Annotated in this window: 15 protein-coding genes; 7 read left to right on the top strand and 8 right to left on the bottom strand. The window is 73.2% G+C overall.

Features of this window, described 5'->3' with window-relative positions:
• Positions 1-120: 120 nt before the first annotated feature.
• A complete protein-coding gene (locus HQQ85_RS06620; protein ID WP_173181635.1) occupies positions 121-894 on the top strand; it encodes a hypothetical protein in 774 nt (257 codons plus the stop codon).
• A 69-nt stretch (positions 895-963) separates the two neighbouring features.
• Here HQQ85_RS06620 and HQQ85_RS06615 read toward each other — a convergent pair whose 3' ends face one another.
• From HQQ85_RS06615 to HQQ85_RS06585, 7 genes are all read right to left on the bottom strand, one after another.
• On the bottom strand, positions 964-2,949 hold the full coding sequence (locus tag HQQ85_RS06615; protein WP_173181634.1) for a cell wall-binding repeat-containing protein: 1,986 nt from the start codon (positions 2,947-2,949) through the stop codon (positions 964-966).
• Positions 2,950-2,982: 33 nt separating this feature from the next.
• Positions 2,983-4,137, bottom strand: coding sequence for an NYN domain-containing protein (locus HQQ85_RS06610; protein WP_173181633.1), 1,155 nt, complete (start codon positions 4,135-4,137; stop codon positions 2,983-2,985).
• A 50-nt stretch (positions 4,138-4,187) separates the two neighbouring features.
• On the bottom strand, positions 4,188-5,174 hold the full coding sequence (locus tag HQQ85_RS06605; RefSeq protein ID WP_173181632.1) for a M23 family metallopeptidase: 987 nt from the start codon (positions 5,172-5,174) through the stop codon (positions 4,188-4,190).
• Positions 5,175-5,316: 142 nt separating this feature from the next.
• The gene (locus tag HQQ85_RS06600) at positions 5,317-6,507 is read right to left on the bottom strand and encodes a serine hydrolase (protein WP_173181631.1); all 1,191 of its coding nucleotides are present in this window, start codon (positions 6,505-6,507) and stop codon (positions 5,317-5,319) included.
• The gene (locus HQQ85_RS06595) at positions 6,504-6,929 is read right to left on the bottom strand and encodes a DUF1801 domain-containing protein (RefSeq protein ID WP_173181630.1); all 426 of its coding nucleotides are present in this window, start codon (positions 6,927-6,929) and stop codon (positions 6,504-6,506) included. Before HQQ85_RS06595 ends, HQQ85_RS06600 begins: the two co-directional genes overlap by 4 nt.
• Before the next feature lie 50 nt (positions 6,930-6,979).
• Positions 6,980-8,062 (bottom strand): WxL protein peptidoglycan domain-containing protein, encoded by a 1,083-nt coding sequence (locus tag HQQ85_RS06590; RefSeq protein WP_173181629.1) that lies wholly within the window; start codon positions 8,060-8,062, stop codon positions 6,980-6,982.
• A gap of 113 nt (positions 8,063-8,175) precedes the next feature.
• Positions 8,176-9,603: a hypothetical protein gene (locus HQQ85_RS06585; RefSeq protein ID WP_173181628.1), complete on the bottom strand. Its 1,428-nt coding sequence runs from the start codon at positions 9,601-9,603 to the stop codon at positions 8,176-8,178.
• A gap of 109 nt (positions 9,604-9,712) precedes the next feature.
• Between HQQ85_RS06585 and HQQ85_RS06580 the strand changes: the two genes are divergently transcribed.
• From HQQ85_RS06580 to HQQ85_RS06560, 5 genes are read left to right on the top strand one after another with little or no spacing between them, the layout of a single operon-like run.
• Complete coding sequence (locus HQQ85_RS06580; RefSeq protein ID WP_173181627.1) at positions 9,713-10,807, top strand: ABC transporter substrate-binding protein; 1,095 nt, start codon at positions 9,713-9,715, stop codon at positions 10,805-10,807.
• Positions 10,804-11,952 carry an iron ABC transporter permease gene (locus tag HQQ85_RS06575; protein WP_173181626.1) on the top strand — a complete coding sequence of 383 codons (1,149 nt, stop codon included), beginning with the start codon at positions 10,804-10,806 and terminating at the stop codon, positions 11,950-11,952. The genes HQQ85_RS06580 and HQQ85_RS06575 overlap by 4 nt, the downstream gene beginning before the upstream one ends.
• Positions 11,952-12,779 (top strand): heme ABC transporter ATP-binding protein, encoded by an 828-nt coding sequence (locus HQQ85_RS06570; protein ID WP_173181625.1) that lies wholly within the window; start codon positions 11,952-11,954, stop codon positions 12,777-12,779. Before HQQ85_RS06575 ends, HQQ85_RS06570 begins: the two co-directional genes overlap by 1 nt.
• A complete protein-coding gene (locus tag HQQ85_RS21450) occupies positions 12,776-14,032 on the top strand; it encodes a hypothetical protein (protein ID WP_173180471.1) in 1,257 nt (418 codons plus the stop codon). The genes HQQ85_RS06570 and HQQ85_RS21450 overlap by 4 nt, the downstream gene beginning before the upstream one ends.
• Positions 14,029-15,444: a hypothetical protein gene (locus tag HQQ85_RS06560; protein WP_173181624.1), complete on the top strand. Its 1,416-nt coding sequence runs from the start codon at positions 14,029-14,031 to the stop codon at positions 15,442-15,444. Before HQQ85_RS21450 ends, HQQ85_RS06560 begins: the two co-directional genes overlap by 4 nt.
• Here the strand turns inward: HQQ85_RS06560 and HQQ85_RS06555 are convergent.
• Entirely contained in the window at positions 15,333-16,175 is an 843-nt protein-coding gene (locus HQQ85_RS06555; RefSeq protein WP_173181623.1) for an aquaporin, read from the bottom strand. The two genes, HQQ85_RS06560 and HQQ85_RS06555, sit on opposite strands and share 112 nt — an antisense overlap.
• Before the next feature lie 150 nt (positions 16,176-16,325).
• On the opposite strand from HQQ85_RS06555, the gene HQQ85_RS06550 reads away from it, so the two are divergent.
• A complete protein-coding gene (locus tag HQQ85_RS06550; protein WP_173181622.1) occupies positions 16,326-16,856 on the top strand; it encodes a GNAT family N-acetyltransferase in 531 nt (176 codons plus the stop codon).
• Positions 16,857-16,863: the final 7 nt, after the last annotated feature.

Here is a 16,863-nt window from a genome sequence, read left to right as displayed (position 1 = left end):
TAGTCGACCGGAACGCGCCGCACCCTGATCCGGGCGCTCCCAGGGGCCGGATGTTAGCCTTGCCTAAGTTGGGCCTGTTAAAACGTGCTGGCCCTCCGACGAAAGGACATGATTCGCGTCATGGGTTACATCAAGTCCGCCGCTCTCGAAGAGACCGGCTACGTGGTTCTCGACCGCTACAACAAGGAGATCGACCCCAAGGAGTGGCTCGACATCGAGTATGTCGACTGGAAGTCCTCGGGTGACACCCGGTTCGCTCCGCTCGCCAGCGCCAAGGGCGAGATCGAGTGCAACGGGTTCTGGAACCACAAGCCGCCGCGTACCGACAAGGACGGCGTCTGGATCGACTCGCAGACCGCGATCGCTCCCACCCTCACCGAGCGTGCCCAGGAGCCCGGCTCCAACGTCGGCCGCTGCCGCGTGATCGAGCTGCAGCCGAACACCTACGCCGACGCCCTGTACAACCTGCACCAGGACGACAACAACCGCCTGAACCCCGACGGCACCGGCTGGGTCGTGCGCGGCTTCTTCAACCTCACCGACGACAAGGACAGCTACTTCGTGCTGCGGCACAACCGCACCGACCCCGAGGGCGAGGTGCGCATCGCGCTCCCCGCCGGCGCGCAGCTGATCGTCGACACGCAGCGCCTCTGGCACGCGGCCGCCCACTACGGCACCGAGCCCCGCTACTGCCTGATCACCTCGTGGGAGTCGGGCCCCCAGCTCGACGAGTACATCGCGAAGTACAACGGCCAGGAGCACGTGCCGAGCGTCGAGGTCGAGCAGGACGTGCTCGACGCCGGCCAGGCCGAGCAGACCCGTCGCATCGCCGCCCGCGCCGCCGCCCTCGCGGCCCGCGGCCAGGCCGAGAAGGCGGTGATGAGCGAGGCGTAAGCCCCCTCACCCCGCACGAAGGGCCCCGACGTCACGCCGTCGGGGCCCTTCTGGGTGCGCCGTCGGGGCCTAGTAGAGCAGTTCGCGGATCTGTGAGTAGACCGCCGCCGAAACCGCTTGCGCTCCTCCCAGCACGACGATCCGCGAGGGGTCGAGGCGCCTCACCTCGGCCGCGATCGCCGCGGGAATGCCATCGGGCCGCACGAGGAGCATCGGAGCCCCGTTCACGGTGGCCGCTGGGCCGCCGGCCAGTGCGTCGGCGAAGCCGGTTCCCGACGCGATGTAGACCACATCGGCGCCGGCTGTGAAGGTCGTACTCGAGATCGCCGCCGAGACCTCGAATCGGTCGGCGCCGGCTATCCGGGTGGTCGGCGAGATCGCCTGGAGCGCGGTTTCGACAGCAGGTGCGACTGCGTTCTCTCCGCCCAGAACGACGATGCGGCCCGGTTGAAGTCGCGTCAGCTCGTCGGCGACGGGCTTCGGGATCGCGCCGCGATTCACCAGGAGCACGGGCGACCCGATGTTCGCGGCGGCGGCGCCCCCGGAGAGCGCGTCGGGGAAGTTCTCGCCGGAGGCGATGTACACGACAGGCTGATTGACCGAGAAGTTCTCCCGGGAGATGGCCGCCGAGACCGCGAAACGATCGGCGCCGCCGATTCTCGTCACCGGGCCGTAGGAGCGGAGGGCCTGCTCGACCGACTCGCCGACTGCCGCGGTGCCCCCGAGCACGACGATCTGCTTCGCCTTGAGCCTGGCGAGCTCGGCCCCGGTCGCCGTCGGGATCCCGTTCTTCGTCGCGAGCAGCACAGGGACGCCCCGCCTGCCCGCCGCGGCCGAACCGGAGAGTGCATCGGGGAAGTTCTCGCCCGACGCGATGTAGACCACCCCGACGCCTGGTGCGAACTCCGCCGCAGACACGGCAGCGGCGGTCGCGTACCGGTCGCTTCCACTCCGCCGGGCGAGCGGAGCCGTCACGTCAAGATCCAGCACAGCCACCGTGGCCGAGCGGCTGCCGGTTACAAACGCATACCGGTGCGCCGGGTCGGCCGCGATCGACTGGATGCCCGTTCCGAACCTGCTCGCTCCGCTGTTCGGGATGGTGCCGATCACCTCGAGCGACCGCGTGTCGATCGCCGCGATCTGCGTATCGGAGCCGACCCAGACCTGCCCCCCGGCCGCATCGAATTCGACGGCGAACGGCTCCGGCCCGACGCCCGCGGAGATCACCGAGATGACGCTGTTCGACGTGGTGTCGATGACGGATACGCTCCCGCTGACGTTATTCGTGACGAAGGCGCGGTGGACGGACGAGTCGACCGCGATCTGCCGGGGGGAACCACCGATTCCCATCGCCTCTCGCGGGATGACCGAGACGACACGGTCTGTACGGGTGTCGACGACGGAGACGGACTCGTCTGTCAGACTGACCACGTAGGCACGATGCACCACGGTGTCGATGGCGACATCTGTCACGAATGCGCCGATACCGATGGTCGAGTCGTGCGCGATCACCCTGCTCACCGTGTTCGTGCTCGTGTCGACGACCGACACCGTGCCGTCCTTCAGATTCGTCACGTAGGCCTTATTCACCTCGGGATCGACCGCAACAGCGGACGGGCCGTCGCCGATGCCGGTGGCCGATGGCGGGATGACGCTCGTGACGATGTTCGTCGTCGTATCGACGACCGACACCGTGTTCGAGTTGTAGTTCGCGACGTAGACCTGATGATGCTCGGGGTCGACGGCGAGTGCCGTCGGACCGTCACCGATACTCGCTGCGCCGTGCGGAATCGTCGCCGTGACCGCTTTCGTCGTGGTGTCGATCACGGACACCGTGCCGGCGAAGGTGTTCGCCACATAGGCCTGGCCACTGCCCTCGTCGACGGTGACGGCGACCGGGGCAGGGTCAGGGGTCGCCGGAGTCGCGATCGAGATCAAGGCGGAGACGGCGTTGCCGGCCGAGGCGCTGCTCGCCGCGAGAGGCGACGCGCACACCAGGACGACAGCGCCACCGGCCACGGCGGCGATCACGCGTCGACTGCGAAGCTGAGACATCCTCTCATTGTAGCAGAGGATTGCTCATGATGCTCATGCGTCGGCGAGGGCCGGGGTGAGGCGCACCAGGTTCGCGGTCGAGGAGTCGTCGAGCTCGGCGATCGCGTCGCGGGACTTCAGGAAGTCGGAGAACGAGCGGAAGCCGAGGGCCTTCTCGCTGAACGACGGGTCCATGCGCTTCATCTGCGTCTTCACGAGCGAGCTGTGCAGCCACTCGTCGTCGTCCTTCTCGTGGCCGAGGCGGAGGGCGCGCTCGAGCAGGCTCGAGGCGAGGGCCTGCGGGTCCTCGGGCTCGGGTTCGGGCTCGGCCTCCGGCTCGTCCTCGATGATCTCGGGCGGGAACTTCGCGCGGCGCGGGCCCCGCTTCTTGGCGGCCGGGGGAGCGACCTGCTCGAGCGCATCCTGAAGCAGGCGCTCGGCGGCGGCGACGTCGGCGGCCACCGCGTCGGTCGTGGTGGCGCTGTCGGTGGCGGTGTCGGCAGAACCGTCGGAAGCGGTGCTCGACGCCGCGGGCGCCGCGGACGAGTCGGCCTCGGCAGCGGCCGGGCTCTTGCGGCCACGACGCGAGCCGCCCGAGGAGCGCGGGGCGGACTCGGTGGCGGCCACCGGCTCGAGCTCGGGCACCGGCTTCACACCCGGCAGAGCGTCGTAGGTGGCGAACTCGTCGCACGCCGCGGCGAGCGAGCGGCTCGTCGAGCCGGCGACGCCGATGCCCACGACGTAGCGGCCGAGCCGCTTGCAGCGCTGCGCCAGCGCGATGTAGTCGGAGTCGCCCGCGACGATCACCACGTGGGTGAGGTCGGGCAGGCGGAACATGTCCTCGATCGCGTCGACGGCGAGACGGATGTCGGCCCCGTTCTTCGCGTAGGCCGCCGCCGGGAACAGCTGCACCAGGTCGACGGCACGCCCCACGAGCTGGCCCCGGTAGTCGGCGTTCACCGAAGCCGACCAGTCGGCGTAGGCGCGGGTCAGCACGAGCGTGCCGAAGGAGGAGGCGAAGTCGATCACGGCGCCGATGTCGACGGTGGCCCGGCGCAGCTTCTCGGTGTTCTCGGCGTCGCCGCCGCCGAAGCCCCGCGACTTGTCGCGCATGAACTGGCTGCGCCCGTGCACCTGGTCGTAGCGCGAGATGATGATGTTGTCGAAGTCGATGTAGACGGCCACGCGGGCGTCGGCGGATTCGGTCATGGACGTGCTCATTCCGATCGGGGGTGACCCCCAGTCTGACGCCTGTGGCGCTAGTTGTGCGCGGTCAGCCAGGCGATGGGGTCGACGGGGGTCTCGTCGAGGTGGATCTCGAGGTGCAGATGGGCGCCCGTTGAGGTGCCGGTGTTGCCGACCGAGCCGAGCTGCTGGCCGACCACGACGGCCTGACCCTCGGTGACGACGGGGGAGCCGGAGAGCATGTGCCCGTACCAGCTGCTGACGTTCTGGCCGTCGATCACGTGGTCGACCACGACGTAGACGCCGAGGCCGCCGTTGTCGGAGCCGTTCACCAGCCGAACGACGCCCGAGGCGACGGCCGAGATCGGCTTGCCCTGGCCGGGCGTGAAGTCGACGCCCTTGTGGTTCGTGCTGCCGATGCCGCCGGGGGAGGAGCGGGGGCCGAAGCCGTCGCTGATCGGCACGCCGACGGGGAAGGGCCACTGCACGGCGCTGTCGGGGTTGTTCGTGTAGGTCGAGGCGGTGCGGAAGCCGATCGAGGCGACCTTCGCGGCCACCTCGGCGGCGCGGGCGGCCGCCTTGGCCGCGGCGAGCTCCTCGGGGGTGGTGGCCTGGTAGCCGTCGCGCCAGACCGATGCGGCGGTTCCGGATGCGGTGAGCAGCTCCTGCGCGGCGGGTGCGGCCTGCACCTCGGGGGCGTAGGCGAAGGAATCGGTGGTCTCGATCGCCGAGAGCGACGTCGCGGCGGCCAGCAGCGCGGCGAACGACAGGGCGACGGCGGCCTTCCACCGCGGCCGGCGCGGCGCCGGACGAGAGGCGGCGGCCGGAGCGGCCGACGACGCAGCAGCCGACGACGCACGCGCCACGACCGCGGTCGAGACGGCGGGGGTGCGGGTCACGACGGCGGCCTGGGCGGCGCTCGGCCGAGCGACGGCAGTCACCTCAGCGGCGCGCACGAGAGGACGGCGGCTAGAAGCCGCCTCGGCAGCCCGTTCCTGCTCGCGCAGGGCGCGGCGCGTCAGGGGCGCCGACGGGGTGTCGGAGGGGGGAGTCAGGGTCACTCGGGTTTCGCTTTCGTCTCGCGCCGCGGGGGCCGGCGGCGCACGCGCGGCCTCAGGCCGCACCGATCGTCGAAGACAACTCTACAAACGACTCATAGGTAACACCTGAAAATGCCCCGACGAGTCGCGAAGCTGCTGCCGATCAGCCGGCGGCGGTGCCCTGCGAGGGGTCGATCTCGTCGATCAGCGCCACCGCGATCGTCAGCGTCGGCGTCGTCGAGTTCGTCGAGGTGTTGCCCACCATGGCGATCTGCGTGCCCGTCTCGGGCCGAGTCAGCACCACCGAGCTGAAGCCGAAGATCGCCCCGTCGTGCCCCAGGTACTCGTTGAAGTTCGTGATCCCGAGCCCGTAGCCGAAGTCGAGCGTCTGCCCCTCGAAGCGCTGCGTCTGCAGCCGCCGCGCCTGCGTGAGCGGCCCGAGCAGCCGGCCGTCGGCGAGCACGTCGCCCCACGCCGCGACGTCGTCGAGGGTCGAGATCAGCGCCCCGGCCCCGGCCGGTACCGCGGGGTTCACCTCGTTCACGACGGCCGGCGGAACCGTCGGGTCGATCGCGCCGGCACTCGTGACCGCGGGCACGTACCCCTGAGGGTGGGGTGAGCGGATGGCGTCGTCATCGGGGTAGTACGTGTCGAACAGCCCGGCGGGCTCGATCACGCGCCGGGTGATCACCTCGGCGAGCGAGGCCCCGTCGACCCGGGCGGCGATCGCCCCGAGCAGCGCGTAGTTCGAGTCGCAGTACTGCACCTCGGCCCCCGGCGCGAACGACGGCGGGTTCCGTAGGATGACGCGCAGCGTCTGCTCCATGCCCCACGGCATGGTCGGGTCCGCCGCGAAGTCGTCGTCGAAGCGCGCGTCGGCGGTGAAGTCGGCGATGCCCGAGCGCATGCCCAGCATCTGCTCCAGCGTGATCGAGACGGCGTTCGGGATCTGCGGGTACCAGCGGTCGAGGGTGTCGTCGAGGGCGAGCATCCGTTCGTCGACCATGCGCAGCACGGCGGTCGCGGTGAACGTCTTGGTGATGCTCGCGATGCGCACGAAGTCGCCCGCGCGGTAGGGCTCCTCGGTGTCGAGGTCGGCGACGCCCGCGGTGCGCAGCCACAGCGCTCCGTTCGGCAGCCGCACGCGCACGGCGCAGCCGGCGAGCCCCGAGGCGGTGAAGGCCTCGTCGAAGGCGGCTTCGAGGCCGGATGCGCGCTGCGCCGTCGGTGCGACCGACGACGTCGGCCCGCCCATCCCCTCGCCGCCTCGCGGACTGCACCCCGCCAGAGCGGACAGCGTCAGGGCGCCGCCCGCGGCACCGAAGAGGGTGCGGCGGGTGAGATCGCGCGTCATGAGCCGGCGGACTTGGACGTCTTGGACGTCTTGGACGTCTTGGCCTTGGCGGGCTTGGCCGGCTTGGCGCGATTGCGCTCGATCGCTGCCCGCACGAGGTCCTTGAAGGCCTCCTCGTCGACCGAGTGCCCCTCGGCGAACTCGACGCTGCGGCGCTGGTTGCCGCCGAGCTCGCCGTTGAAGAGCCCCTGCGGGTCCTCCAGCGAGGCGCCGTACAGGAAGCCCAGCTTGACCTTCGTCTTGAAGATGTTGCCGACGATCAGGATGCCGTCGAGCTCCCAGACGGGCGCGCCCATCCACTTCCACTCCTCGACGATGCCGGGGTCGACGTCGAGGATGATCCGGCGCATCTCCGCGAGCTTCGCTCCGCGCCAGTCGGGGTGCTTCGCGGTCAGCTGGTCGATCTCGTCGCTCGCGGTCATGGCGGGTCCTTCCGTTCCGGGTCGGCCCAGAGTACCGCCGGGGGAGGCCGCTAGACAGGCTCGCTCGGCATCCGGCTCCGCGTCCGGCTCTGCGTCCGACGATGACGGGTGCGCACGAGCAGCACGACCGAGAGCACGACCACCGCGACGACGAGCAGCACGATCAGCGGCACGAACGGCAGGGCGGCGACCGAGAACGGCGCGTCGATCGGCGCGAGCGCCCCGCCGCCGAGACCGACGCCCTCGGGCTGCACCCGCACGGCGCCGCTCAGCCAGACGAGGGCCGCGACGCCCTCGAGCCGCTGCCGCACCTCGATCGCGGAGCCCGGGAGCACCTCGGCCAGCTGCTCGCTCGCGGCGACCCCGGCGAGGCCGAACGGCCCGCCGGCCGCCACGGAGGAGACCGCGGTGACCCGGGTGTCGCCCGTGTTCTCGAGCGTGTAGACGACGTCGAGCGCGCCCACGGCGAGCGGGTTCCAGCTGCCGGAGTAGTCGACGCTCACGCCGCTGACCGTCGCGGCCGGAGCGAGCTCGCCCCCGACGCGGAGGTAGACGCGGCTGCCGAGCCGGCGGTCGACCTGCACGGTGGCCGAGTCGGACGCGGTCAGCGCCGAGGAGATCAGTCCGGCGGGGTGGTCGCCGGGACGCGCATCCGCGGGCACCGTGATGCGGAAGGGCACCGCCGTGGTCTCGCCCGGATGGAGGGTGACCCGGGGTACGGCCATCGTGATCCAGGTGCCGGCGTCGACCGAGGGCTCGCCTGCCGGGAGCAGGTCGATGCTGCCCTCGCGGGTGGTGAAGGCGTCGGCCGCGTAGACCTGAAGCTCGAGCGGCACGGCTCCGTCGTTGCGGATCTCGAAGGCGTCGTCGATGACGGCTCCGGGATCGACGGCGTAGTCGAAGTTGGCGCGTCCGGTCTCCACGGTGCCGTCGGGGAGGGGACGGTCGGCGGGCGCGACGCTCCAGCTCGGGCCGGCGTCGGCAGTGGTCGCCGCGGGGGCGGTCGCCGCGGGGGCGGTGGCGAGGGCGGCCGGCACGGCTGCCGCGACGGCGCCGGAGGGCGCCAGTGCGGCTGCCAGGAGGAGGGCGGCGACGGGGGCCGCCACTGCGAGGCGGAACGGGAGCGAGGGCATGAGCATCCTGGGCTGGGCTGGGCTGGGCGGGAGAGGAGGGGGTGAGACAGGGGGCGGAACGCGCATCCGCCCCCTGTCGAAGGACCCGAGAAGGGCCCGAGGTGTGCCGAGCTCTAGCTCAGCGCCGTGATGGTCAGCGTCGAGCTGTAGTCGCCCGCCGGCGTCGAGCTCGGGATGACCAGACGGAGGTCGGCCCCGATGGTGGCGCCCGACGCGGCCGAGCTCGACGCGAGGATGCCCGAGCTGCCGAGCCCCGGGCCGCCCTGCAGCTGCGGGGCCACGGCGGCCCCCGCTGCGACGCCGGTGCCCGCGCCGGTCACGCTCGGGGTCCAGCCCAGCGCGTCGGCCCCGAAGGCCGCCGTGCCGGCGCCGGAGGTGAAGCCCGCGACCTGGCCCGAGATGCTCCACTGGTACGCCGAGGTGCCGCCGGTGCGGGTGTCGGTGACCGTGATCGGGGTCATCGCGCCCTCGGCGACGAAGGTGCTACCCGCCTGCGTGGCGGTGCCGAGCGCGATCGCGTCGCCGCCGGCGAAGCTCCAGCCGAACGAACCGTCCTCGGGCTCGGGGGTGACCACGGTGGGCACCGTCACCTCGATGTCGCGCTCATCCGCAGCGGGCTCCTCGGGCGGGGTCACGACCGCGCCCTCGACCGTCCAGTCGACCGCGAGCGGGCTCGCCGGCTTCGCGGCGTCGCGCGATCCGCCCGAGCTGTACCAGTAGCTCGACTGCCCGGTCAGGCCCTGGAAGTCGACGAAGCTCTGCGGGAACGATCCCCAGCTCGCGCCGGTGGTCGCCTGCGGGGTGCCGCTCGTGGTCACCGGTACGCCGAGGTAGGCGGGGGTGACCGTCAGACCCTCGTCGCCGACGGAGGCGCCCGCGATGTCGGCGAGCACGATCTCCTGCGCGGCGACCGGCACCCACTGGGTCTGGTCCTCCATGCTCGTGCCGTAGCCGCTCGCGGTGGCGGTGAGCTCGCCGTTGCCGGCCGCGTCGAGGGTCAGCACCGGGTCCGATGCCGTCCAGTAGGTCAGGCCGCCGTAGAAGGCGACGGTGAACGAGCCGTTCCAGGAGACCTCGACCGAGCCGTCCGCCGCCGCGGTGCCGGTGCCGCCGCCGAAGACGACCGCGTTCTTGGTCAGCGACGAGGTGCTCGCGGCCGACACGGGGGTGCCGGCGGGCGTCTGGCACTTGGTGGCCCAGCTCGCGGGCACGAGGGCGCCCGTCGCATCCGGCTTCACGATGCTCACGTCGCCGCTCGAGGCGGAGTAGAAGCCGTCGGCCTCGGTCCACACCCGCGAACTGCCGGTGTCGCCCGCGGTTCCCGCGCTGAGGAAGTTGCAGCCGCCGAAGAACGCCCCGCCGCCCGCCTCGTTGCTGAGCCCCCAGGTGAAGGAGGCGTCGGTGATGGTGCCCTCGGAGGGGGCGGCGCTCGCCGCGGTGGTCGCGGTGAGGGCGAAGCCGGCGGTGAGGGCGGATGCCGCCACGACGGCGAGGGAGCGGCGGAGGGCGGTGCGCCCCCGCCTCGGGATGGTCGAATCCACAGTGCTGCGTGAAACCACAGTGCTGCCTTTCTGAACGGTTGACGATCGTCCTGAGTTAGGACAGCCTAACCATAGTAAGTTAAGCCTAACCAAAGCTAGAGTGGATTCCGTGACCTCCCTGCCCCGCCCCCTCCTCGCCGTCGCCGGTGCCCTTCTGAGCCTCGCTCTGCTCTCCGGATGCTCGACCGCGGCCGACGGCTCGACCGACGCCGGCCCGGCCACTCCCGCCCTCGCCGACGTCACCCCGGTCGCGAACCCGAAGGCCTGGGAGGGGCCCTCGAGCGTCGCGGCCCCGGCGAGCCCCATCGAGGCGATCACCGAGCCCGCGCAGGCGCTGCCGGCCACGGTGACGGATGCCCAGGGAACGGCCGTCACCGTCACCGACACCTCGCGCATCCTGGCCCTCGACATCTACGGCTCGCTCTCGCGGATCGTGTTCGAGCTGGGCTTCGGCGAGCAGGTCGTGGGTCGCGACGTCTCGAGCGGCTTCGCTGAGATCGCCGACCGGCCGCTCGTGACGCAGAACGGGCACGACCTGAACGCCGAGGCGATCCTCGCGCTGGCGCCGACCGTGATCGTCACCGACACGAGCCTGGGTCCGTGGGACACGATTCTGCAGCTGCGGGACACCGGGGTGCCCGTGATCGTGGTCGACTCGCACCGCTCGCTCGCGGGCACCGGCGAGCTGATCGGTCAGGTCGCCGCCGGGCTCGGGGTGCCTGCGCGGGGCGACCAGCTCGCCGCACGCACGGGGGCCGAGATCGACGCCGCCGTCGCGGCCATCGCCGCCGTCGCGCCCGCCGACCCCGCCGAGCGGCTGCGCATCGTCTTCCTCTACGTGCGGGGGCAGGCCGGCGTCTACTACCTGTTCGGTCAGGGCTCGGGCGCCGACGACCTGGTCACCGCGCTCGGCGGCATCGACGTCTCGGCCGAGATCGGCTGGATCGGCATGCGGCCCCTCACCGACGAGGGGCTCGTTGCTGCCGCGCCCGACCTCGTGCTCGTGATGACGGGCGGCCTCGAATCGGTCGACGGCGTCGACGGGCTGCTCGAGGCCGTGCCCGCCCTGCAGCAGACGCCGGCGGGTCAGCACCGCCGGGTGGTCGACATGCCCGACTCGCAGATCCTCAGTTTCGGGCCCGACAGCGCCCGGGTGCTCGAGGCGCTCGCCGTCGGTCTCTACGCTCCGGATGCCGCCCGGTGACCGCCACGGTCGCCCCGGTGGCGGTGCCGACTCCGCCCTCACCTCCGCCTGGGCCCCGGGTCGGCCCGGCCGCGCCCGGCGCCGCCCGGTACCGGCTGACGGTGCTGCTGCTCGCCGTCGGCGTCGTGGTGCTCGCGGTGGTCTCGGCCGGCACCGGGCAGCTGCCGGTCCCGGTGCCGGAGATCGTGGGGTCGCTCGCACTGCACGGCAACGAACTGCTGGCCGGGGTGGGCGCCCCGGCGGTGCTGCCCGTGCCGGCGGTGCCCGTGCATCCGAACGCCGATGCCACGCTGTGGGCCATCCGCTTCCCGCGGATCGCGATGGCGGCGGTCGTCGGTGCCTCACTCGCGGTGGGCGGGGTCGTCATGCAGGGCGTGTTCCGCAACCCGCTCGCCGAGCCGGGGGTGGTGGGGGTGTCGGCCGGGGCGGCGCTCGGGGCGAGCACGGCGATCGTGCTGGGGGCGACGTTCCTCGGCATCCTGACCGCGCCGGTCTTCGCCTTCGCGGGCGGGCTCGCCGCGACGCTGCTGGTGTACCTGACCGCCCGGTCGCGGGGGCGCACCGAGGTGGTGACGCTGCTCCTGACCGGCATCGCGGTGACCGCCGTGGCCGGTGCCGGGATCGCGTTCCTGATGTTCGCCGCGTCGACGCAGCAGCGCGAGCAGATCGTGTTCTGGCAGCTCGGCTCGCTGAACGGCAGCCGCTGGCAGGACGTGGCGATCGTGCTTCCGATCTGCCTCGCGGGCACGGTGTTCGCGCTGCTGCTCGCGCGGCGACTCGACCTGATGGCGCTGGGCGAGCGGCAGGCCAGGCACCTCGGCGTGAAGGTGGAGTCGACGCGGGTGATCGCGATCGTGGTGATCGCGATCCTGACGGCCGCGGCCGTGGCGCTCTGCGGGATCGTCGCGTTCGTCGGGCTCGTGGTGCCGCACCTGATGCGGATGCTGCTCGGTCCGGGGCATCGGCGGCTGATCGTGGCGAGCGCGCTGGGCGGGGCACTGCTGCTGCTCGCGGCCGACCTGGTAGCGCGCACGGCGGTGCCGTACGCCGATCTGCCGCTCGGGATGCTCACCGCGCTCGTGGGCGGACCGTTCTTCTTCTGGCTGATCCGGCGCACGCGGCGGCGGTCGGGCGGGTGGGCGTGATGCGGAAGGTGGTGGCGGCGCGGATCGTGGCCGACGGGGTGGGGCTCGAGGTGGAGGGGCGCGCGATCCTCGACTCGGTGTCGCTCGGGATCGGCGCGGGCGAGCTCGTCGCGCTCGTCGGGCCGAACGGGGCGGGCAAGTCGACGCTGCTGCACGTGCTGGCGGGCGACGTCACGCCGACCTCCGGCAGGGTGGCGGTCGACGGCCGCGCCGTGGCGTCGTGGCGGGCGCGGGATCTGGCGCGCATCCGCTCGGTGCTGACGCAGTCGAACGACGTCTCGTTCCCCTTCACTGTTCGCGAGGTCGTGGCGATGGGACTCGCGCCGTGGCCGTCGCTCGGGCCGGTCGAGGAGTCGGAGCGGGTCGACGCCGCCGTCGACGACGCCGAGCTCGACGCGCTGCAGCACCGACGCCTGCCCGAACTGTCGGGCGGCGAGCAGGCCCGTGCCGCGTGGGCCCGGGTGCGGGCGCAGGGCTGCGAGCTCGTGCTGCTGGACGAACCGACGGCGAGCCTCGACATCCGGCACCAGGAGCGGCTGCTCGGGCACCTGCGCGCCCACACCGACGCCGGGGGATCGGCCGTCGTCGTGCTGCATGACCTCGACCTCGCGGCTGCGCACGCCACCCGCGTCGTGGTGCTCGAGGGCGGGCGCGTGCGGGCCGACGGGCCGCCCGTCGAGGCGCTCGACGCGGCGCTGCTGAGCGCGGTGTACCGGCATCCGATCCTCGTGCACCAGGTCGACGGGACGCTGCTCGTGCGGCCGGCCCGGTCGCCCGGCCCTTTCGCCCGGCCCTCTCACCACGGTCCTCGGAGGAATCACCCATGACTGACACCCGCCTGCGCCGGCCCGTTCTCGGCGGCGGCGTCGCACTCGTCGGCGCTCTCGTCGTGGCCACGGTGGTCGCGCCCCTCAGCGCGCCGCCGGCGCACGCGACCGGCTCGGTCAGCGTCGCGAACGCCGAGGGCACCGCGACCGCCGATCCCGACTACGCGACGCCGGTGACGGTCACCGGCAGCGGGTTCCAGTCGATCACGGGCGGCTTCGGCGGCGTGTACGTGCTCTTCGGCTGGGTCGACCCGGCCTCCTGGCGGCCGAGCCAGGGCGGCGAGGTCGGCGCCGACTACCGCTACGTGCCCGACAGCGAGGCGAAGGACAACGCCGGTTTCCAGCGCTTCGTCGCCTTCCCCGGCAGCGACACGGCCGACGCCGCCAACGCCGTGATGGACGCCTCGGGCGGCTGGAGCGTCGACCTCGTCATCCCCGGGGCGAGCTTCGAGAGTCGCGACCGCAACGGCGACGTCGGCTCGGTGAACTGCCGCGAGGTGCAGTGCGGCATCATCACGATCGGGGCGCACGGGGTGAAGAACGCGGGTAACGAGACGTTCACGCCGATCACGTTCGCGGCGGGGGCCGGTGCATCCGGCGGTGCGGGCGCTGGTGCGGGTGCGGGTGCGGGGGCCGCCGGCGGCGGGTCGGCCGGTGCGGGTGCTGGGGCGGGCTCGGCGGATGCGCTCGCCGCCGCTTCCGCCTCGGGCGCGTCGGCGGCCCGCGTCGGCTACACGGCCGCGACCGCGATCGCGGGCAACGCGCTCAGCTTCGCCGGCCGCGGCTTCACCCCTGGCGAGCAGGTCGTGGCGACGCTCGACGACGGGGTCGCGGCGGTCGGCCCGCTGGTCGCGGGCGCGGCCGGGGAGGTCGCGGCGGTGCTCGACGTCCCGGCAGATATCCGGGCAGGAACCCACGTGCTCATCCTCACCGGGGCCGCCTCGGGGGCGGTGGCCCAGACGGAGGTGACGGTGCAGGCGGCGGCTGCCGCCGCGCCGCTCCTCCCGGCCGTGACGGCGTCGCCGGCGGTGCCGCCGTGGCTCTGGATCGCACTCTCGGTGGCCCTCCTCGTGACGGCCGTGCTCCTGCTGACGAGCCTCGTCACGGCCCTCGTCCGCGCGTCCCGCCGCCGGCGCGCCCGCCGTGCGGCCGCCCGCCCGGCCCCGCTGGCCGCATCCGCCGGCGTTGCCGCACCGGCCGCGGCCGGCGGCGCCGCGGCCGACACCGAGGTGCTCGAGACGGTGCGGCGGTGAGGGCGGCGCGAAGGGCCGCGATCCGCGCAGCGCTCGCCCTCGTGGTCGCGGTGGGAGCCGGGGCCCTGCTCGCCGCAGCGGGCCCCGGCACGGCGGCCACCGCATCCGGACCCGTTGCGACCGACACGGCAGCCGCGGTCGACGGCGCGCCCGCGCCCGACGGGGGCGACCGACCCATCACCGTCACCGTGCCCGAGGGCGGCGAGGGCGGCGCGGGGCAAGTCGCGAACGCCCAGCTGCGGTGGGGCCTCAACCGCGAGGCGAGTAGCGGGTCGTTCGCCGGCGGGTGCAACTTTCTCAGCGCCGGGGCGGCGGGCGACGCCGGGGGCGCGCGGGTGTGGGGTGCCGACGACGGACTCTACGCCGCCGAGAGCGGGGATGTGCGGATCGAGAAGGCCACCGCATCCGGAACCTGGCGCACCGCCGACTTCGCGACCCGCTGCCTCGACCCGAGCGGCGCCCCGGTCAGTGCCGGCTCGCTCACGGCCTCGACGAGCAGCCAGGTCGTGATCGACGGGGGAGTCGGGGAGGTCGGGCCGGGTGGGGCGCGCATCCGCTGGTCAGGCTCGTTCACCGTCGCCTTCTACGGCGGCATGACCTACTGGACAGCCACCGACCCTACCCTCACCGTCGCCCCCGACGGCACGGGCCGCCTCGTCGCGACGCTCGGCGGCTACGGCACGAGCATGGACGACCTGACGAAATGGGAACCGCTGCCGGCCCGCGAGGTCGTGCTCGCCGAGCTGCGCGGAGTCGATCTCGGCACCGCCGGCGGATTCACCGCCCAGCCCGAATACCTCGGCGTGCGGAGCGGCGACCCGGGGCAGGTCGCGCCGAGCGCCGTGAACGAGGCGTACTGGGGGTCGTTCCCGGCGGACTTCGTGGCGTTCCAGCAGCTCACCGGGCAGGCCTCGTACTGGTTCAGCTCGGGCGGGCAGCGCGACCCCGCCAAGCCCGCGACCCCGCTCATCGTCAACTACGACGCGACCGCCCCCGCGATCGTTCCCCCCGCCCCGCCGGCCCCGAACGGTGCCGACCCCTCGAACACCCCCGTCGCCCGCCCGCCCGCTGCGCCGTCGGCCGGGGGTGCGGCGCCTGCTGCCGGGGCGCCTGCCGCGGCGCTTCCGGCGGCCACCGCGCTGACGGCGGCCCGCGACGAGCCGGGGCTGGTTCCGGATGCCCTCACCGACCCCGAGGGCCTGCTGCTGCCGCTCGGCGCTCTCGCCCTGGCGGTGCTCGTGAGCACGCTGTGCGTGCTGCAGCTGGCCGGGCGGCTGCCGCTGCCGTGGGGGCGCGGAGCTCAGGCGGGGGTGGAGGCGGCCGGTGCGGCGGCTCGGGCGGCGCCGGGCCCCGCCGCCTCCGGTGCCGCGGCCGGCGCCGCGGACTCCCGCCCCTCCACCGCCACGCGGTAGAGCCCCGCCGCGATCACCGCGCCCAGAACGGGGAAGACGAGGAAGGCCCAGAGCTGCGCCATCCAGTCGCCGCCGCCGAACACCGCGGTGGCGAGCGAGCGGGCGGGGTTCAGTGAGGCGTTGTCGATCGGCAGGGCGACGAACAGCATCAGCGTCAGCGTGCCGCCGATCACGAGCGGGGCGAGCGGTGTGCCGGTCGTGGGGTGGGTCGTGGTCAGCACCACGACGACCAGCACCGCGGTCGCGATCAGCTCGATGGCCGCGACCGGGAGAAGGCCGAAATGGCCGGGGGAGAGCATCCCGTACCCCGTCGAGGCGAAGCCCGCGCGAACCGCCGCGGCCCCGCCGTCGTCGCTGCCGAGCAGCAGGGCGCGCACGAGCGCGGCGCCGGCGACCCCGCCGACCACCTGGGCGGCGAGGTACACCGGCACGAGCCCCCAGCGCAGCCGCCCGGCCACCGCGACCCCGAGGGTGACGGCGGGGTTGAAGTGCCCGCCCGACACCGGGCCCACCACGGCGGCTCCGATCGCCACGGTGAGCCCCAGGGCTACCGCGACGCCGAGCAGCCCCGTGCCGGGCTGGGCGGCGACGCCGTTCGAGTCGGGGGAGGTGAGCAGGGCGGCTCCGATCAGGCCGAAGACGAGCAGGAACGTGCCGCCCGCCTCGGCGGCGGCCCTCCGCAGCGGGCTCGCGCCGGAGGGGACGTGGGCGGGGTTCTTCTGGCTCGGCATGCAGCGAGGCTACGCACCCGGATGCCCGTGCCGGCACGACCCGCGTCGCAACCTCCTCCCACGTCTGTCGAGCTGCGTTGCACGTGCCGCGGCGGGCCGCGTCGCACGCCTGCCCGGCCGCACTCACTCGAGCGATGGAAGACTGGATGCGTGCTCGCCTCCCTCGCCCTGCCCGTGCCGCTCGAGACCCCGGGTGGCGCCGTCACCCTCCGTCGCGCAACCGTCGAGGACCTCGACGCCCTGATGCGGCTGCTCGCTGACGACGCCATCAGCGCCTCCCGCGGCGACCAGGCCGACGAGTCCGACACCGCGGCCTACCGGGCAGGCCTCGTCGAGACCCTCGCCGACGCCTCGAACGACCTCGTCGTCGCCGTCGGACCGGGCGGGGACGTGGTCGCGATGATGCAGTTGACGCGCATCCCGGGCCTCTCGCGGCGCGGTGCGACCCGGCTGCTCGTCGAGGCGGTGCGGGTGAGCAGCGGGCGGCGGTCGGCGGGCATCGGCTCGGCCCTGATGCGCTGGACCACCGACGTCGCGGCCCCGGCCCTCGGCGCCGCGCTCGTGCAGCTGACCTCGGACGAGGCGCGAACCGATGCGCACCGATTCTACGAGCGGCTCGGCTTCGTGGGCTCGCACCGTGGGTTCAAGTACGCGGTGCAGGTGCCCTCTGACGCGCTCTGACCCGCTC

The sequence above is a fragment of the Herbiconiux sp. VKM Ac-2851 genome (genome assembly GCF_013205105.1).
GTDB classification, from domain to species: Bacteria; Actinomycetota; Actinomycetes; order Actinomycetales; family Microbacteriaceae; genus Herbiconiux; species Herbiconiux flava.
This window is presented reverse-complemented; position numbering and strand designations above follow the sequence as displayed.